The 17328-nt window shown below is 70.7% G+C and carries 16 protein-coding genes; 13 read left to right on the top strand and 3 right to left on the bottom strand.

Annotated elements, in window-relative coordinates; translation table 11 throughout:
• Positions 1 to 37 precede the first annotated feature (37 nt).
• Genes egtA through egtD form a run of 4 tightly spaced genes read left to right on the top strand, consistent with a single transcriptional unit; the run spans position 38 to position 4221 of the window.
• The gene (egtA, locus tag VV01_RS24360) at positions 38 to 1294 is read left to right on the top strand and encodes an ergothioneine biosynthesis glutamate--cysteine ligase EgtA (protein WP_050669874.1); all 1257 of its coding nucleotides are present in this window, start codon (positions 38 to 40) and stop codon (positions 1292 to 1294) included.
• Complete coding sequence (gene egtB, locus VV01_RS10720; protein ID WP_050669873.1) at positions 1287 to 2552, top strand: ergothioneine biosynthesis protein EgtB; 1266 nt, start codon at positions 1287 to 1289, stop codon at positions 2550 to 2552. The genes egtA and egtB overlap by 8 nt, the downstream gene beginning before the upstream one ends.
• 1 nt (position 2553) lies before the next feature.
• Entirely contained in the window at positions 2554 to 3246 is a 693-nt protein-coding gene (gene egtC, locus VV01_RS10715; RefSeq protein ID WP_050669872.1) for an ergothioneine biosynthesis protein EgtC, read from the top strand.
• Complete coding sequence (gene egtD, locus VV01_RS10710; protein WP_050669871.1) at positions 3247 to 4221, top strand: L-histidine N(alpha)-methyltransferase; 975 nt, start codon at positions 3247 to 3249, stop codon at positions 4219 to 4221.
• Positions 4222 to 4225: 4 nt separating this feature from the next.
• On the opposite strand, the gene VV01_RS10705 is transcribed toward egtD, so the two are convergent.
• A complete protein-coding gene (locus tag VV01_RS10705) occupies positions 4226 to 4711 on the bottom strand; it encodes a DUF1203 domain-containing protein (RefSeq protein WP_050669870.1) in 486 nt (161 codons plus the stop codon).
• 55 nt (positions 4712 to 4766) lie between these two features.
• Entirely contained in the window at positions 4767 to 6158 is a 1392-nt protein-coding gene (locus tag VV01_RS10700) for a DHA2 family efflux MFS transporter permease subunit (RefSeq protein ID WP_071606349.1), read from the bottom strand.
• Between the two features lie 55 nt (positions 6159 to 6213).
• Between VV01_RS10700 and VV01_RS10695 the strand changes: the two genes are divergently transcribed.
• The 8 genes from VV01_RS10695 (at position 6214) to VV01_RS10660 (ending at position 14934) form a co-directional block, all read left to right on the top strand.
• Complete coding sequence (locus tag VV01_RS10695; protein ID WP_050669869.1) at positions 6214 to 6843, top strand: TetR/AcrR family transcriptional regulator; 630 nt, start codon at positions 6214 to 6216, stop codon at positions 6841 to 6843.
• A 21-nt stretch (positions 6844 to 6864) separates the two neighbouring features.
• Positions 6865 to 7911 (top strand): TRM11 family SAM-dependent methyltransferase, encoded by a 1047-nt coding sequence (locus VV01_RS10690; protein ID WP_050669868.1) that lies wholly within the window; start codon positions 6865 to 6867, stop codon positions 7909 to 7911.
• Positions 7912 to 7968: 57 nt separating this feature from the next.
• Positions 7969 to 8418, top strand: a complete 450-nt coding sequence (rbfA, locus tag VV01_RS10685) for a 30S ribosome-binding factor RbfA (RefSeq protein ID WP_050669867.1) — start codon at positions 7969 to 7971, stop codon at positions 8416 to 8418.
• Positions 8415 to 9320, top strand: coding sequence for a tRNA pseudouridine(55) synthase TruB (truB, locus tag VV01_RS10680; protein ID WP_050669866.1), 906 nt, complete (start codon positions 8415 to 8417; stop codon positions 9318 to 9320). Before rbfA ends, truB begins: the two co-directional genes overlap by 4 nt.
• A gap of 56 nt (positions 9321 to 9376) precedes the next feature.
• Positions 9377 to 10327 (top strand): bifunctional riboflavin kinase/FAD synthetase, encoded by a 951-nt coding sequence (locus VV01_RS10675; RefSeq protein ID WP_050669865.1) that lies wholly within the window; start codon positions 9377 to 9379, stop codon positions 10325 to 10327.
• 81 nt (positions 10328 to 10408) lie between these two features.
• Entirely contained in the window at positions 10409 to 12250 is a 1842-nt protein-coding gene (locus VV01_RS10670; protein ID WP_050669864.1) for an AMP-dependent synthetase/ligase, read from the top strand.
• Between the two features lie 64 nt (positions 12251 to 12314).
• Positions 12315 to 12932, top strand: a complete 618-nt coding sequence (locus tag VV01_RS10665) for a LysE family translocator (protein WP_050669863.1) — start codon at positions 12315 to 12317, stop codon at positions 12930 to 12932.
• 46 nt (positions 12933 to 12978) lie between these two features.
• A complete protein-coding gene (locus VV01_RS10660; protein ID WP_050669862.1) occupies positions 12979 to 14934 on the top strand; it encodes a TIGR03960 family B12-binding radical SAM protein in 1956 nt (651 codons plus the stop codon).
• Here VV01_RS10660 and VV01_RS10655 read toward each other — a convergent pair whose 3' ends face one another.
• Positions 14935 to 16245 (bottom strand): MFS transporter, encoded by a 1311-nt coding sequence (locus VV01_RS10655; RefSeq protein ID WP_231635209.1) that lies wholly within the window; start codon positions 16243 to 16245, stop codon positions 14935 to 14937.
• A gap of 72 nt (positions 16246 to 16317) precedes the next feature.
• On the opposite strand from VV01_RS10655, the gene VV01_RS10650 reads away from it, so the two are divergent.
• Positions 16318 to 17322: a GlxA family transcriptional regulator gene (locus VV01_RS10650; RefSeq protein ID WP_050669860.1), complete on the top strand. Its 1005-nt coding sequence runs from the start codon at positions 16318 to 16320 to the stop codon at positions 17320 to 17322.
• Positions 17323 to 17328: the final 6 nt, after the last annotated feature.

Here is a 17328-nt window from a genome sequence, read left to right as displayed (position 1 = left end):
TCGTCGCTGACGACCGGTCCGGACCAGGAGGGGCGGTATGACCGCGCCACAGCTCAGCTCGACCGTCCACGACCTGCTCGACACCCGCGACCCGGTCGAAGCAGCCCGTGCCCATCTGGCGGAGGATGCACTGCGAGACGGGCCGCTCGGCGCTGTCGGCATCGAGCTGGAGATGCATCTGGTCGACCTCCGGCGCCCCGAGCGGCGCCCGCGCTGGAGCGAGGTCGAGCAGCTCGTCGCCCAGCTGCCCGCCATGCCGTGCCGCAGCCGGGTGAGTGTCGAGCCCGGCGGCCAGCTCGAGCTCTCGACCGAGCCGGCGTCCGACGTGACGGCAGCGATCCGTGCGCTCGCCGCGGACAAGGACGTCCTGCAGCGGGCGCTGCGCGCCGCCGGTTTCGGAGGCGCCGCGATCGGTGCGGACCCGGGCCGTCGCCCACAACGCATCAACCCCGCGCCGCGCTACGTCGCGATGGCAGCGCACTTCGAGGCGATGGGCTGCGGTCGGCCCGCCCGCTCGATGATGTCCTCGACGGCGGCGCTGCAGATCAACCTCGAGGCAGGGCCCGAGCAGCACTGGCAGCGACGACTGGAGCTGGCGCACCTGCTCGGGCCGGTGCTGATCGCCCTGTCGTCCACCTCGCCCTACCTCGGTGGCAGCACGACGCAGTGGCACTCGATGCGTCAGTCGGTCTGGCAGGCGATGGACCCGGCCCGCACGGAGCCGTACTCAACCGACGACCCGGCCGGTGCCTGGGCGTCCTACGTCCTGGACGCACCGGTGATGGCCGTGCGCGAGGGCGGCGACGTCACGACGGTCACCGAGCGGACGACCTTCGCGCAGTGGCTCCGTGGGGAGGGCCCGATCCGGCGTACGCCGACCGGTGCCGATCTCGAGCTGCACCGGAGCACGGTGTTCCCGCCGGTCCGCCCGCGCGGGTTCATCGAGCTGCGGTGTCTCGACGCGATGCCCGACGCCTGGTGGCCGGCGGTCACAGCCGCGGTGGTCACGCTCATGGATCACCCGACGGCTGCAGACCTCGCCTTCGAGGCGTGCGAGCCCGTACGAGACCAGTGGCAGGTGGCCGCGCGCAGAGGCCCGGCGGACCCGGTCGTGGCTCGCGCGCTGACGCGCTGCCTGGAGGTGGCTGCCCTGCATGCGCCGGTGCCCTGGCGCGGCGCGGTGGCCGACCTGTCCGGGCTGTTCGACGACGGCCGCAGTCCGAGTGGGCTGCTGCGCCGGCGGATCGAGGCAGTCGGGCCGGTTCGAGTCCTGGAGGAGGAGTCCCGTGCGTGAGTCCGTGGCCTGCGGTATCGAGGCCGCTCGCGCCCGCACCCACCTGCTGACGGCGTTCGACGAGGACGTGCTCACGACCCAGCACGACCGGCTGATGAGCCCGCTCGTCTGGGACCTCGCACACATCGGTCAGCAGGAGGACCTCTGGCTGCTGCGCGGTGGCGACGCCGCGTGCCTCGGGCTGCTGTCGGCCAAGGTCGAGAGCCTGTACGACGCGTTCGAGCACCCGCGCGCCGAGCGGGTCTCGCTCCCGCTGCTCACGCCTCGTGAGTCCCGCTCGTTCATCGCCGACGTGCGTGGTCGCGTCCTCGACCGGCTCGAGCGCGCCGAGGAGTCGCAGCTGTTCCCGTACGTCATGGTCGAGCAGCACGAGCAGCAGCACGTCGAGACCATGCTCGCGACGCACCAGCTGCGCGCAGGTGAGCCTCTGCTCGGGGTCGGCGCCGAGCTGCCGCCGGGTCGCGTGCTCCCCGACGACGAGGCAGTGATGGTTCCCGGCGGCCCGTTCGTCATGGGCGTCGACGGGTCCGCCGAGCCGTGGTCGCTCGACAACGAGCGGCCCGCCCACGAGGTCGACGTGCCAGCGTTCCGGATCGCTCGCGTGCCGGTCACCAATGCGCAGTGGCAGCAGTTCATCGACGCCGGGGGCTACGACCAGTCGCACTGGTGGTCCGAGCGTGGCTGGGCCCACCGCATCGAGGCGGGCCTGGAGCGTCCGCAGTTCTGGGCCGCCGACGGGTCGCGGCGGCGGTTCGGGGTCGTCGAGCAGGTGCCGGCCGACGAGCCGGTGCAGCACGTCTCCTACTGGGAGGCCGACGCCTACGCCCGCTGGGCCGGGGCGCGGCTGCCGACCGAGCAGGAGTGGGAGAAGGCCTGCGCCTGGGATCCTGCGCTCGGTCGGCGTCGACGCTGGCCGTGGGGAGACGACCCGTGGACGCCGGGCCGGGCCAACCTCGGAGGTGACGGGCTGCGGCCCGCCCCGGTCGGCGCCTACCCGAGCGGGGCGTCGGCGTACGGCGTCGAGCAGATGATCGGTGACGTCTGGGAGTGGACGTCCTCCGGGTTCGACCCGTGGCCGCAGTTCCGTCCGATGCTGTACGCCGACTACAGCGCGCCGTTCTTCGGCGGTGACTTCCGGGTGCTCCGCGGAGGGTCGTGGGCTGTGGGAGGCGCGGCGATCCGGCCTTCGTTCCGCAACTGGGACCTGCCGATCCGCAGGCAGATCTTCGCCGGGCTCCGGCTCGCCTGGGACGCCTGAGATGTGTCGGCACCAGGCCTGGCTGGGCCAGGAGCGGTCGGTCGCCTCGCTCGTGCTCGAGCCCGAGCACGGCCTGCTGCGTCAGTCCTACCAACCGCGCCGCCAGCTGCGCGGACGGATGAACGCCGACGGCTGGGGTGTCGGGCTGCACCTGCCGGAAAGCCCGGAGCCGGTGCGCTGGCGGTCCTCCAGTCCGTTGTGGTCCGACGCGTCCTTCGCCTCGGTGGCGCCTGTGCTGTCGGCGCGCTGCGTGCTCGCCGCCGTGCGGTCGGCGACGGTCGGTATGCCGATGGACGAGACGGCCGCCGCGCCGTTCACCGACGGACACTGGCTGCTGTCGCACAACGGGCGCGTCGACCGGTCCGTCCTCCCGAGCACGCACGACGCCGAATCCGTCTGTGACGCAGCGGTTCTCGCGGCTCACGTCTTCGCGATGGGGCCGCTTCGGGTCGCGGACACCGTGCGCGCCGTAGCCCGTCGCGACCCGGACGCCACCCTCAACGTGCTGCTCACCGACGGGTCGCAGATCCTCGGTGTGACCTGGGGAGACCCTGCCACCTACCTCGTCGACGACACTGGTGTGGTCGTCGCGAGCGAGCCGTACGACGACGACCCGCGCTGGGTCGACGTGCCCGACCGACATCTGATCGAGGTGACCCCGACCGGGGTGACCGTCACCGCTCTGGAGGACTGAATGCCCACGCTCGACGTCTCCGTCCACCTCGACCCGACGTCGCTGGCCGCGCAGATGGCCGACGACGTCCGCGACGGTCTCACCCGCACCCCCAAGGTGCTGCCGCCGAAGTACTTCTACGACGCCCGTGGCAGTGAGCTGTTCGACCAGATCACCCGGCTCCCGGAGTACTACCCGACGCGCACCGAGCGGGAGATCCTCACCGCGCACGTGGCCGACATCGCTGCTGCGACGGGCGCCACCACGTTGATGGAGCTCGGCAGCGGCACGTCCGAGAAGACCCGGCTGCTGCTGCGGGCTCTGCGTGACGCCGGCACCCTCGAGCGGTTCGTGCCCTTCGACGTCGACCCGGCCGTCCTCGCCGACGCGAGCGCGTCGGTGAGCGCCGAGTTCGACGGGCTGACGGTGGAGCCCGTCGTCGGAGACTTCGAGAAGCATCTCGACCAGCTGCCCCGCGAGGGCCGCCGGCTGCTGGCGTTCCTGGGCTCGACCATCGGCAACCTCGACGTCGAGCAGCGTGCGACCTTCCTCGACGGCGTTCGCGCGAGCCTCGGCCAGGGCGACGCGTTCCTGCTCGGCACCGATCTGGTCAAGGACCCTGCGCGGCTGGTCGCGGCGTACGACGACTCCGCGGGCGTGACGGCGCAGTTCAACGCCAACGTCCTGCACGTCCTCAACCGCAGCCTGGGCGCCGACTTCGACCCGTCGGCGTTCGCGCACCGCGCCGTCTGGGACGCCGATCAGGAGTGGATCGAGATGCGCCTGGAGTCGTTGCGCGACCAGGGTGTGCGCGTCGCCGACCTCGATCTGGAGGTGACGTTCGCGCGAGGCGAGCAGATGCGTACCGAGATCTCGGCGAAGTTCCGCCGCGAGGGCATCACGCGTGAGCTGGCGTCTGCCGGCCTGGAGCTCGTGCACTGGTGGACCGACCCGCGGGGCGACTTCGCGCTCTCGCTCAGTGTGCCGATGTCGTGACCGCTCAGGCCAGCGGTTCCTCGCCGGATCGGGTCACCCGGTAGGTGAAGCACTGCGCGGTCACCGACCGCACGTGCACCTCGTGCCGTCGTGGATCGGTGAGCAGGTCGGCCAGCACCGGCTCCAGGTCGTCACCCGGCTCGGTGACGACGATGCCGTCGTAGTCCATCGTGCCGTCGTGCCGATAGCTGCGCAGCACTCGCGCGCCGTGACGGTGGTCGGCCGGGAGACCTTCGTCGGCGTACCCGTCGCAGGGCCGCAGATGGATGAAGACCGGCCCCCGCTCGGCCCACGGCGAGCGACCGGCGAGTGGGGCGTAGGAGATGAGAGCGATCTCCTCGCCCGTGCGGCTCTGCCTCAGGCAGCACCTCAGCGGAAACGTCTCGTCCGAGTCGTACGCCTGCAGCGGGTTGCCGCGCTCGTCCGTCCGATCGCGCCAGATCTGCTTCAGCCGAATCGGGTCGATCGCATGAGCCTGTGTGGTCGTCATGCGTCCACAGTGGCTCACGCGATCGGTCCGGTCCGGCGCGATTGCGACGTCTCGCTCAGCTGTGCGTCGACCGGCCGGGCAGACCACGGGCCAGCACCGCGGCCGCGAGCGCAGCGACAGCGAGCACCGCGAACAGGGGAGTGAACGGGTCCTCCGGCAGCTGGGTGAGCAGCAGCCCGAGCACGGTCACCCCGAACGACGCGGCGAGCTGCACGGTGATGAACAGGCCGGTCGTGCCCTGTGCGGCCTGCTCCTGCGGCAGCGACCTGAACACGCTCGAGAACGTCGGCGAGGCGACGGTGCCGAACGCCAGGCCGGTCAGCGCCAGCAGCACCATCAGGGCGAGCAGCGGGAGCGTGTCGTGCAGCACTGCGGTCGCGGCGAGCAGGGGCACCATCGTGAGGGCGCCGGCGCTCACGAGCGGACGTGGGCCGATGCGGTCACTGATGCGGGCGGCGTTCGACATCGACACGAGCAGACCCGCGCCGAGGGAGGTGACGAGCGCGCCCTGCGCGAGCCCGTCGAGACCGTAGTGCCGCTCCGCGACGACGGGCAGCCCCGTGAGCAGCGAGTACATCGTGAAGCCGACGATCCCCATGATCAGCAGCGCGCGAGCGAACTCGGGCACGGCGAGCAGCCGGACGTCGAGCACAGGTGCATCCGTGCGCAGCGCGTGGCGGACGTAGGCCGTCATCAGGGCGGCACCGGCGAGCACGAGCACGAGCGGGAGAGCGCCGCGCGCACCCTCACCCCACCGGTTGACCGCGAGGAGCACGAGGACGAACCCCGGTGACAGCAGGGCCATTCCGCGGACGTCGGCACGCAGACCGGCGCGGGCCGGAGCAGTACGAGGCAGTGTGCGCAACGCACTCACCAGGACGGCGGCGCCGAGAGGCAGGTTGAGCAGGAAGATGCCGCGCCACAGGCCGTTGCCCGCGAGCAGGCCGCCGACGAGCGGGCCGAGCACGGGTGCGATGTTGATGATGAGTGACATCAGCCCCATGACTCGCCCGACCCGGTCGCGCGGCGCCGCCCCCGCGACGACGGCGAGCGAGACGGGTTCGAGGAGTCCGCCGCCGAAGCCCTGGATGACGCGGAAGGCGATGAGGCTCTCGACCGACCAGGCGAGGCCGCTCAGCACCGACCCGAGGACGAAGATCCCGAGTCCGGTCAGGAAGACCTGTCGGCCCCCGAACCGGTCGGTCGCCCACCCCACGAGGGGGAGTGCGAGGCCGGCTGCGATCAGGTAGCCGGTCGTGACCCAGACGATGCCCGAGACGCCGGCGCCGAAGCTGCCCTGCAGGTCGTGCAGCGCGGTCGTGACGGCCGTGCCGTCGAGTACGGCGATGAACGCGGCGACCGCCATGGTCGCGACGAGGACGCGCGTCGTGGAGTCCAGTCGCTGCGGTGCAGCGTCGTGCGTGAGTTCACGTTCGTTGACTGTCATGCATCAAAATTAAACTGAACGGTTTGGTTGAGGCAAGTGCTTTAGGATGCAAGACATGAGCACTGCTCCGACCGCATCGCGACCCACCACCGACCGCCGGCAGCGGATCCTCGACGCCGCCGGCCCCGTCTTCGGCGAGCACGGGTACGAGCGCGCCAGCGTCGATGCGATCGCCAAGGCGGCGCAGGTGTCCAAGCCCACGATCTACAGCCACTTCGGCGGCAAGGACCAGCTGTTCCGGGTGTGGGTCGGCGAGGTCGCTCGGCAGACGACCGAGGATGCGGTCCGAGCGGTGCACGGCATCGAGGTGACGCCCAAGAAGTGGCGCGCGAGTCTCGTCTCCGCCACCACCGATCTGGTCATCAGCTGGCACACCGAGTGCGCCGCCTCCCTGGCGCGCATCTCCAACGCCGAGGTCGGACGCGACCCCGAGATCTTCACGGTGCTGCGCGAGTCCGCGCACGAGCCGGTGATCGAGGCACTCGCCGGTCGGCTCGCGATGCTCGGCAACGCCGGGTTCCTCGAGGTGCCCGACCCGGTCCTCGCAGCCAAGCAGCTGATCGCGCTCGCGCGCACCGAGCTCGACGACATCAGCGAGTTCGGCACCAAGCCCGCCCCTGTCACGGTCGTCCGACGTGTCGTCAAGGTCGGCGTCGAGACGTTCCTGCGCGCGTACGCCGCCTGACCGGGCTGCGAGGATCCTCCGATGACCGCCTTCCTCCTGCTCGTCGCGCCGTCCGCCAACCGCGTGTACGCCGACGCCGCTCCCGCACTCATGGCAGCCGAAGCCCGTTCTCTTGCAACGGCTTTCATCGACGGTGAGGTGACGGTCGAGGCCACCCGGATCGCCGGCGTCGACTACCTCAGAGTGAGTGCGGACGAGATCGGTCCGGTCGGCGTACGAGCCCTGTCCAACCTGTCGGCGGTGCATGCGCTGTTCGAGGCCGAGGGAGAGCTGCTCCGCCCGGTGGCTGCCGATCGCGTCGACGCCTACCCGAGCGATCTGCTCACGATCCAGAAGTACCCGGGCAAGACCAACGAGCAGCTCACGCGTCTGCTGCTCAACGTCACGGCCGCCGCGACGAGCCGGCCCCAGCGACTGCTCGACGGCACGCTCGACGTGCTCGACCCGATGTGCGGGCGCGGTACGACGCTCAACCTGGCCCTGACCTACGGCCTCGACGTCACCGGTGTCGACCTCGACAAGCGTGACCTCGAGGCGTACGAGACGTTCCTCAAGACCTGGCTGCGCCAGACGCGCCTCAAGCACACCGTGCGCACCAGTGCCATCCGCACGGCGGGCCAGCACCGCGGGCGACGTCTGGACGTCGAGGTCGCGCCCTCCAAGGAGGACTTCAAGGCCGGTCGCACCCAGCGACTCACCTATCTCGGCACCGACACCACACGGCTCGAAGGACTCGTCCGCAGCGGGGCGTTCGACGTGGTCGTCACCGACACCCCGTACGGCGTCCAGCACGGCTCCCACGGTGACCGCATCGCCCGAAACCCGTTGGAGCTGCTCGACTCCGCGCTTCCGGGATGGGTGCGTGCGCTGCGCACCGGGGGAGCGGTGGGGCTGTCGTACAACCGCCACGTCGCGCCCCCGCACGAGCTCGCCGACCTGCTCGAGCAGCACGGACTCACCGTCGTCGGAGACCCCGCTGACGACACCTTCCGGCACCGCGTCGACGCCTCGATCGACCGCGACGTGATCGTGGCCCGCAAGGGCAGCGGTCGCGACGTCGTCGGGTGATGGCTGATCGCCTAGGGTTGGCAGGCGCTGGAGCCACATCGAACGCCAGGAGGAACCATGGCTGACCCCGCACGCGCCCGCAAGGTCGCAGATCGCATCAAGTCGCTGGTCGCCGAGTACCTCGAGTTCCGGCTCAAGGACGAGCGCGTCGGCTTCGTGACCGTCACCGACGTGCGCGTCACCGGTGACCTGCAGCAGGCCTCGGTGTTCTACACGGTGTTCGGCGAGGACGCCGAGCGTGAGAGCACGGCCGAGGCGCTCGAGGACAACAAGGGCCGGATCCGCTCAGCGGTGGGCAAGGGACTCGGCATCCGGCTCACGCCGACTCTGGAGTTCATCCCGGACGCGATCCCCGAGGGGGCCGCCAGCATCGAGAAGGCCCTGCGCGACGCGCGGGAGCGTGACGCCGAGCTGGCGCAGAACGCCTCCGCAGCCACCTACGCCGGTGACGCCGACCCCTACCGCAAGCCCGCCGACGACGACGAGGGTGGCAGCGCCTCCGAATGAGCTCGATCGCGGACGGTCTGCTGATCGTCGACAAGCCGCAGGGCTGGACGAGCCACGACGTCGTGGCACGGTCGCGACGCCTCGCGGGCACACGGCGGGTCGGCCATGCCGGCACGCTCGACCCGATGGCCACCGGCGTGCTCGTGCTGGGGGTCAACAAGGCCACCAAGCTCCTGACCTTCGTCGTGGGCGCCGACAAGACCTACACGGCGACCATCCGGCTCGGCCAGAGCACCCTCACCGATGACGCCGAGGGAGAGGTGACGGCGTCGTACGACGTCGGCGGCGTGTCCGAGGAGGCCGTGGCCGAGCAGGTCGCGGCCCTCACCGGGGCGATCCAGCAGGTCCCGAGCGCGGTGAGCGCCATCAAGGTCAAGGGCGTGCGTTCCTACACCCGGGCCCGGGCGGGCGAGGAAGTCGACCTCCCCGCTCGTCCGGTCACCGTGCACCGGTTCGACGTGCTGGCCCGCCGCGAGACCGCGACACCCGACGGCGACGTCGTCGACCTCGACGTCGAGGTCGAGGTCAGCTCGGGCACCTACGTCCGCGCGCTCGCCCGTGACCTCGGGTCCGCGCTGGGCGCAGGCGGGCACCTGACAGCACTGCGGCGTACGCGGGTGGGCGGCTTCACCCTGGACGCCGCCCGGACCATCGACGACCTCGCAGCCTCGGTCGACGCAGGCGAGGCGCTGCCGCTGATCCCGATGGCCGAGGCCGCGCGCTCGCAGCTCGCCGTGCGCGAGGTGTCCGCCGAGGAGGCGATCGACCTCCGGCACGGCAAACGGCTGCCCTCGTCACCCGGCCGCCGCGACCCGGTGGCGGCACTCGCCGGGGACGACCTGGTGGCCGTCCTCGACGAGTCCGAGCGCCTCGTCCGCTCCCACGTGGTCTTCCCGGCGTGAGCGCCGCCGACCCGGTCGCCGCAGCGGGCGTCGTACGTGCCAGTAGAGTTGCCGCCGTGCTTCGCCTGACCGACCTGTCCGAGGTCCCCGCCGATCTCGGTCCGACCGTCGTCACGCTGGGCAACTTCGACGGCGTCCACCGCGGTCACGCCTCGGTCCTCGCCACGGTCGTCGAGCAGGCCCGTTCGCGTGGCGCGCGCTCGGTGGCGGTGACGTTCGAGCCCCACCCGCTCGCAGTGCTGCACCCCGACCGCGCCCCCGCCATGATCACGAGCACGGCCGACCGGCTCGACCTGCTCGAGCGCACCGGCCTCGACGCCGTGCTGCTGATGCCGTTCACCCGCGAGCTCGCGGCCCAGACGCCCGAGGAGTTCGTCAAGGACGTGTTCGTCGACCGGCTCCGGGCCGTCGCCGTGATCGTCGGCAAGGACACCCGCTTCGGCGTCAAGAACTCCGGCGACATCTCGACGCTGCGCGAGCTGGGCGACCGCTACGACTTCGACGTCCTCACCCTCGAGGACGTCGGCACCGACCACCGCTGGTCCTCCACCGAGGTACGCCAGCTGCTCACCGAGGGCGACGTCGCGACCGCGGCCGACGTCCTGGGCCGCCACCATCACGTGTCCGGCACGGTCGTCCGAGGCCTGCAGCGTGGTCGCGAGCTGGGCTTCCCGACGGCCAACCTCTCGCGCGACGCTCAGGGCCTGGTCCCGGGCGACGGCGTCTACGCCGGGTGGCTGATCCGCCACGGCCTCGACGCGGGCGACCCCGATCACCGGCTGCCGGCCGCCATCTCGATCGGCACCAACCCGACGTTCGACAACGTCGCCCGCACGGTCGAGGCCCACGTCCTCGACCGGACCGACCTCGACCTCTACGGCGAGCCGGTCAGTGTCGAGCTCGTACGCCGACTGCGGGGCAACGACAAGTTCGACTCCATCGATGCACTCGTGGAGCAGATCGGTCGTGACGTCGACACCGCAAGAGAGCTCTTGGCCGACAGCTGAGCTGTGTACGGCGACGGGCTGTCGTTCGCCGCCGCACCTGACATGCTGTGCGCCACCGAACAACCTGCAGGAGAGTCCCCCATGGTGATGTCGCTCAAAGATGAGCAGTTCGACCAGTCCGTGGTCGACGGGCGCGCCCGTTCCGTTGCCCACTTGTTCGTCGACCGGGTCGCCAAGAGCCCGGACGACAAGGCGTTCGGACATCCGGTGGGTGAGGAGTGGCACTGGCTGACCTGGTCGCAGGTCGACGAGCGTGCCCGCCGTATCGCCGCCGGCCTCGTCGCGCTCGGGATCGAGCCCGAGGACCGCGTGGCGATCGCCTCGAGCACGCGTCTGGAGTGGGCTCTGGCCGACCTCGGCGTCATGCTCGCCGCCGGTGCCACGACGACGATCTACCCGACGACGACGGTCGAGGACGTCCTGCACATCGTCGGCGACTCCGGCAGCAAGGTCGTCTTCGCCGAGGACGACGGCCAGGTCGCCAAGCTCCGCGAGGGCCGGGAGGCCGGTGACGGCATCCTGAAGGTCGTCACCTTCGACGGCTCCGGCGACGGCGACTGGGTCATCACCCTGTCCGACCTCGAGGCACTCGGCGCCACCTATCTCGCCGAGCACGCCGACGTGCTCGAGCAGCGCATCGACGGTATCCAGAGCGATCACCTGAGCACGCTGATCTACACCTCGGGCACGACCGGACGACCCAAGGGCGTCCGCCTCGCGCACGACGCCTGGACGTACGAGGCCGCCGCGGTGGACTCGGCCCACCTGCTCAACCCTGACGACCTGCAGTTCCTGTGGCTGCCCCTCGCGCACGTGTTCGGCAAGGTGCTGCTGACGCTGCCTCTGCAGGTCGGCTTCCCGACCGCGATCGACGGCCGCGTCGACAAGATCATCGACAACCTGCCGGTCGTGCGGCCGACCTGGATGGGCGCTGCGCCGCGCATCTTCGAGAAGGTCTACGGCCGCATCACCACGATGATGGCCGACGAGGGCGGCGTGAAGGCCAAGATGTTCGACTGGGCCAGCGGCGTCGCGACCGAGGCCTCGCAGGTCCGTGACGACGGCAAGAAGCCGGGCGGGCTGCTCGGGGTCAAGCACTCGGTGGCCGACAAGCTGGTGCTCGCCAAGATCCGTGACCGTTTCGGTGGACGGGTGCGCTTCTTCATCTCCGGCTCGGCCGCTCTCAACCCCGACGTGGCGCGCTGGTTCGACGCGATGGGTCTGCCGATCATGGAGGGCTACGGCCTCACCGAGACCAGCGCGGCGTCGTTCGTCAACCGCCCCTACCCGGGCGCCAACAAGATCGGCACGGTCGGCTGGCCGCTGCCCGGCACCGAGGTCAAGATCGCCGACGACGGCGAGATCCTGATCAAGGGCCCGGGTGTCATGCAGGGCTACCGCGGCCTGGACGACGCGACGGCCGAGGCCCTGCAGGACGGGTGGTTCCACACCGGCGACATCGGTGAGCAGCTGCCGAGCGGTCACCTCAAGATCACCGACCGCAAGAAGGACCTGTTCAAGACCTCCAACGGCAAGTACGTCGCGCCGTCGGTCATCGAGTCGCTGTTCAAGGGCATCTGCCCCTACGCCTCGCAGCTGGTCATCGAGGGCGACGGGCGCAAGTTCGTCTCTGCACTGGTGACGCTCGATGAGGAGAGCATCCTGGACTGGGCCAAGCAGCACGGCATGGCGGACGCCGACTACCGCACGGTCGTCACCTCCGACGCCTGCCGTGAGATGGTCCAGGGCTACATCGACGAGCTCAACGGCAAGCTCAACCGCTGGGAGCAGATCAAGCGCTTCATCATCCTCCCGCGCGACCTCACGGTCGAGGAGGGCGAGATGACCCCGAGCCTGAAGATCAAGCGCAAGGTCGTCACCGGCAAGTACAAGCCCGAGCTGGACACCCTCTACACCGACTGAGCGCTCGCGATCACCTCGTGAGATCGCTGCTGACGCGGCGAGGGCGCGACCTACCCTGGCGCACATGAGCCAGTACCTCGCCTTCGTCGCGTTCGCAGCGATGCTCGCGATCGCTCCTGGTCCGGACTCCTTCCTCACCCTGCGCAGCACCGTCGCGGGTGGCCGTCGTCGAGGGATGCTGACGGCGTCGGGCATCTTCGTCGCCAACATCGTGCAGGGCACGCTCGTCGCGTGTGGTCTGGGCGCGGTCCTGGCCCGGTCCGAGGCGGTGTTCGCGGTCATCCGCTGGGCTGGTGTCGCCTACCTGCTCTACCTCGGGGTGACCACGTTGCGTGCAGCACTGCGCCGTGACGCCGCGGCGTGGGACGCAGGCGCCGGCACGTCGCGTCGGGGCTGGGTCCCGGTGTGGCAGGGCTTCCTGTGCAACATCACCAACCCCAAGGTGCTGGCGTTCAACCTCGCGCTGCTGCCGCAGTTCGTGGGCCCGGGCGCCGGCGTACCCGTGCTTCTCGGTTATGCCCTGACCCTTGCGGTGCTCGGCGCCGTGGTGCTGCTGGCGATCGTGTGGGCGGCCGACGCGGCCTCCTCACTCCTGCGCCGGCGGCGGGTCCGTCGGGGTGTCGAGGGCGCGACCGGCGCGGTCATGCTCGGTTTTGCGGGCGCACTGGCCGCAGAGGCCTAGCGCCACGAATCGGCGCGAGGGGCCGGTCTCACCTACCCTGGCTCTCATGTCCGGAGAGTCCCTGTTCCACCAGATCGAGCCGCTGCTGGAGTCGGTGAGCAAGCCGATCCAGTACGTCGGCGGCGAGCTCAACAGCCAGGTCAAGGACTGGAACTGCGGTGGCCACGGCCCCGGCGGTGACGAGCTGACGACCCGCTGGGCGCTGATGTACCCCGACGCCTACGAGGTCGGTCTGCCCAACCAGGGCGTCATGATCCTGTACGAAGTCCTCAACGAGCGCGAGGACGCCCTCGCCGAGCGCACCTACACCGTGTGGCCCGACATGGAGCAGGCGATGCGCGACGCCGGGGTGCCGCAGCTGACGGTCGACGGCCACCGAGCCGTCCGCGACTTCGACGTCCTCGGCATCTCGTTCTCGACCGAGCTCGGTTACACGAACATGCTGACCGCGCTCGACCTGGGCGGCATCCCGTTGCACGCCCGCGAGCGTGGCGACGACGACCCCATCGTGCTCGCGGGCGGCCACGCCGCGTTCAACCCCGAGCCGATCGCCGACTTCATCGACGCCGCCGTCGTCGGCGACGGTGAGCAGGCCGTGCTCGCGATCACCGACCTCATCAAGGCGTGGAAGTCCGAGGGCCGCCCGGGCGGCCGACGCGAGCTGCTGCTGCGCCTCGCACGCACCGGCGGTGTCTACGTCCCGTCGCTGTACGACGTCGACTACCTCCCCGACGGCCGCATCAAGCGCGTCGCACCGGCTGCGGACGCCACCGGCGTACCGTGGCGCGTCTCCAAGCACACGGTCATGGACCTCGACGAGTGGCCCTACCCGAAGCAGCCGCTGGTGCCGCTGGCCGAGTCGGTGCACGAGCGGATGTCGGTCGAGATCTTCCGCGGCTGCACGCGCGGCTGCCGGTTCTGCCAGGCCGGCATGATCACCCGGCCGGTGCGCGAGCGGTCGATCACCGGCATCGGCGAGATGGTCGAGAAGGGCTTGGCCGCAACGGGCTTCGAGGAGGTCGGCCTGCTCTCGCTGTCGTCGGCCGACCACACCGAGATCGCCGAGGTCACCAAAGGTCTGGCCGACCGCTACGAAGGCACCCAGACCGGGTTGTCGTTGCCGTCCACCCGTGTCGACGCGTTCAACATCGACCTGGCCAACGAGCTCACCCGCAACGGTCGGCGCTCCGGTCTGACGTTCGCACCCGAGGGCGGCTCCGAGCGCATCCGCAAGGTCATCAACAAGATGGTCAGCGAGGACGACCTCATCAACACCGTTGCTGCGGCGTACGGCGCCGGCTGGCGGCAGGTGAAGCTCTACTTCATGTGCGGTCTGCCCACCGAGACCGATGAGGACGTGCTGCAGATCGCCGACCTCGCCAAGCGGGTCATCGACACCGGCCGCAAGGTCAGCGGGCGTCGCGACATCCGGTGCACCGTCTCGATCGGTGGGTTCGTGCCCAAGCCGCACACCCCGTTCCAGTGGTGTGCCCAGCTCGGCGCCGAGGAGACCGACGCCCGGCTGCAGAAGCTCAAGGAGGCGTTGCGCGCGGACAAGCGCTACGGCTCGGCGATCGGTCTGCGCTATCACGACGGCGAGCCCGGCATCGTCGAGGGCCTGCTCTCGCGCGGTGACCGCCGCGTCGGACAGGTCATCGAGGCGGTGTGGCGCGACGGCGGCCGGTTCGACGGCTGGAGCGAGCACTTCGACTACGAGCGCTGGATGCGGTGCGCGGACCAGGCCTTGGCCGACCTGCCGGTCGACGTCGCCTGGTACACCACGCGCGAGCGCGCCGAGGCCGAGGTGCTCCCGTGGGACCACCTCGACTCCGGTCTCGACAAGGACTGGCTGTGGGAGGACTGGCAGGACGCGCTCGACGAGACCGAGGTCGAGGACTGCCGGTGGACGCCGTGCTTCGACTGCGGCGTCTGCCCGCAGATGAACACCGAGATCCAGGTCGGCCCGACCGGCAAGAAGCTCCTGCCGCTGACCGTGGTCTGATCAGACCTTCGCCGGTACGGTCGCGGCGGCGTTCTCGTCCGGCGTCGCCGGGCGCTGCCTGCCGCCGACCATCAGCAGGCAGAGTCCGGCCGCGAGCAGGCACAGCGCCCCCGAGACGTACCACGCGAGGTCGTAGTCGCCGAGACGGTCGCGCACGGCCCCGGCGAGCACAGCGGCGATCGCGGCGCCGACCTGGTGCGAGGCGAACACCCACCCGAACACGATGGGTGCGCGCTCGCCGAAGTACTGGCGGCACAGGGCAAGGGTCGGCGGCACTGTCGCCACCCAGTCGAGGCCGTAGAACAGGATGAACACGAACATGCTCGGGTGCACGGTCACCGCGAACAGCGTGGGCAGCAAGAACAGCGACAGCCCGCGCAGGCCGTAGTAGATCGCGAGCAGTGCGCCCGAGCTCATCCGGTCGGTGAGCCAGCCCGAGAAGATCGTGCCGACGACGTCGAAGACCCCGATCAGGGCGAGCAGGGACGCCGCCGTCGGCTCGCTCATGCCGTGGTCGTGCGCGGCCGGGATGAAGTGCGTCCCCACCAGCCCGTTGGTGCTCGCACCGCAGATCGCGAAGGTCCCGGCGAGCAGCCAGAAGATCGGCTGCCTCGCCGCGTCGCGCAGGGTGCGCACGGCCAGCCCGGCAATGCCGGTGGCCGGCGCGGGAGGCCCGGCGACCGGCGTACCGGCGGGGGAGCCGTACGGCGTGGCGCCGACGGAGCCGGGGTAGTCACGCATGCGCCACAGCACCAGCGGTACGACGAGCAGCGCGACTCCCGCTGTCACCGCGGCCGACCAGCGCCACCCGTGGGCGTCGGCGATGTGCGCGAGAACGGGCAGGAAGATCAGCTGTCCGGTCGCGCCGGCGGCGGTGAGCACACCCGACACCAGACCGCGGCGCGCGACGAACCAGCGGCTGGTGACGGTCGCGACCATGGCCATCGACATGGAGCCGGTGCCGAGCCCGACGAGCAGTCCCCAGCACACGATCAGCTGCCAGGACTGTGTCATCCAGACGGGCAGCAGCGAACCGACACTCACCAGGACCAGAGCGATCGCCACCACGCGGCGGATGCCGAACCGCTCCATCAGCGCAGCCGAGAACGGTGCGGTCAGACCGAACAGCACCAGGTTGAGCGAGACGGCCGAGCCGATGATGCCGTGCGACCAGCCGAACTCCTCGTGCAGCGGCTCCATCAGCACGCCCGGTGTCGAACGGAATCCGGCGGCGCCGATGATCGTCAGGAAGGTCACGCCCGCCATCCACCAGGCGGGGTGGATACGTCGTGAGGTGGTCGTCGCGGTCACGCGCCCCAGGATCGCCCGCTTCGGTCGAGTCGCGGAAGTGGCTTGATTGCCACATTGTGAAAGAATCTGGCCATGACCTCCACCGTGCGCCCCGCTCGGGACCGATCCCACCGAGTCGTGGTGCTTGCTCTGCACAGTGCCGTGGCGTTCGAGCTCGGCCTCCCGCACCGGTTCCTCGCCGCGAGCACGCTGCGACCCGACGACCCCCGCGAGCCGGCGCCGTACGACGTGGCGGTCTGCACCGTCGACGACGGGCCGGTCATGACCTCGGCGGGCTACCAGGTCCTTCCGAGCCATCCGCGTTCTGTGCTCGCCGAGGCCGAGACGGTGGTCGTCGTCGGGGTGGTGGACCACCCGGTGATGCGCACCGGCGAGCTCGACCCGCTCACGCGCGACGCCCTCGCACTCGTCCCGCGCAGCGCACGGTGGGTCTCGATCTGCACGGGCGCGTTCGTGCTTGCGGCGCACGGCCTGCTCGACGGCGTCCCTGCCACCACGCACTGGATGCACGCCGACACCTTCCGGCGGCGCTTCCCTGACATCGAGCTCGACGCCGACGTGCTGTTCATCGACAACGGCGACGTGCTGACCTCGGCCGGCAACGCCGCCGGCATCGACCTGCTGCTGCACGTGCTGCGCCGCGATCTCGGTGCCGACGTGGCCGCCCGGGTCGCGCGCGGAGCGGTGGTCGCACCCTGGCGCGACGGGGGCCAGAGCCAGTTCATCGACCGGCCCGTCCCGGAGCCCGGCGAGGGCGGCACGGCAGCCACTCGCGACTGGGCCATGGCGCACCTCGACGCAGACCTGTCGCTGGCGGCGCTCGCGCGGCACGCGGGCATGAGCGTCCGGACGTTCACACGTCGGTTCCGCGAGGAGACCGGTGAGACCGCAGGGGAGTGGGTCACCCGGCGCCGGGTCGAGCACGCCCGCCACCTCCTGGAGACCACGTCCTGGCCGGTCGACCGGGTCGCCGCCGAGAGCGGGTTCGGTACGCCGGCCGCCTTCCGTACGCAGTTCCGCGCCGGCGTCGGGCTCGCGCCGTCGGCGTACCGGCGCTCCTACGCCGCATCGGCCTGACGCGGA

It is taken from the genome of Luteipulveratus halotolerans, assembly GCF_001247745.1.
Taxonomy (GTDB): domain Bacteria; phylum Actinomycetota; class Actinomycetes; order Actinomycetales; family Dermatophilaceae; genus Luteipulveratus; species Luteipulveratus halotolerans.
This window is presented reverse-complemented; position numbering and strand designations above follow the sequence as displayed.

Bases quoted from the DNA above. Each gene is read 5' to 3' on its own strand.
- egtA (WP_050669874.1), top strand. From the start codon at position 38: ATGACCGCGCCACAGCTCAGCTCGACCGTCCACGACCTGCTCGACACC.
- egtC (WP_050669872.1), top strand. From the start codon at position 2,554: ATGTGTCGGCACCAGGCCTGGCTGGGCCAGGAGCGGTCGGTCGCCTCG.
- egtD (WP_050669871.1), top strand. From the start codon at position 3,247: ATGCCCACGCTCGACGTCTCCGTCCACCTCGACCCGACGTCGCTGGCC.
- VV01_RS10705 (WP_050669870.1), bottom strand. From the start codon at position 4,711: ATGACGACCACACAGGCTCATGCGATCGACCCGATTCGGCTGAAGCAG.
- VV01_RS10700 (WP_071606349.1), bottom strand. From the start codon at position 6,158: ATGACAGTCAACGAACGTGAACTCACGCACGACGCTGCACCGCAGCGA.
- VV01_RS10695 (WP_050669869.1), top strand. From the start codon at position 6,214: ATGAGCACTGCTCCGACCGCATCGCGACCCACCACCGACCGCCGGCAG.
- VV01_RS10690 (WP_050669868.1), top strand. From the start codon at position 6,865: ATGACCGCCTTCCTCCTGCTCGTCGCGCCGTCCGCCAACCGCGTGTAC.
- rbfA (WP_050669867.1), top strand. From the start codon at position 7,969: ATGGCTGACCCCGCACGCGCCCGCAAGGTCGCAGATCGCATCAAGTCG.
- truB (WP_050669866.1), top strand. From the start codon at position 8,415: ATGAGCTCGATCGCGGACGGTCTGCTGATCGTCGACAAGCCGCAGGGC.
- VV01_RS10670 (WP_050669864.1), top strand. From the start codon at position 10,409: ATGGTGATGTCGCTCAAAGATGAGCAGTTCGACCAGTCCGTGGTCGAC.
- VV01_RS10665 (WP_050669863.1), top strand. From the start codon at position 12,315: ATGAGCCAGTACCTCGCCTTCGTCGCGTTCGCAGCGATGCTCGCGATC.
- VV01_RS10660 (WP_050669862.1), top strand. From the start codon at position 12,979: ATGTCCGGAGAGTCCCTGTTCCACCAGATCGAGCCGCTGCTGGAGTCG.
- VV01_RS10650 (WP_050669860.1), top strand. From the start codon at position 16,318: ATGACCTCCACCGTGCGCCCCGCTCGGGACCGATCCCACCGAGTCGTG.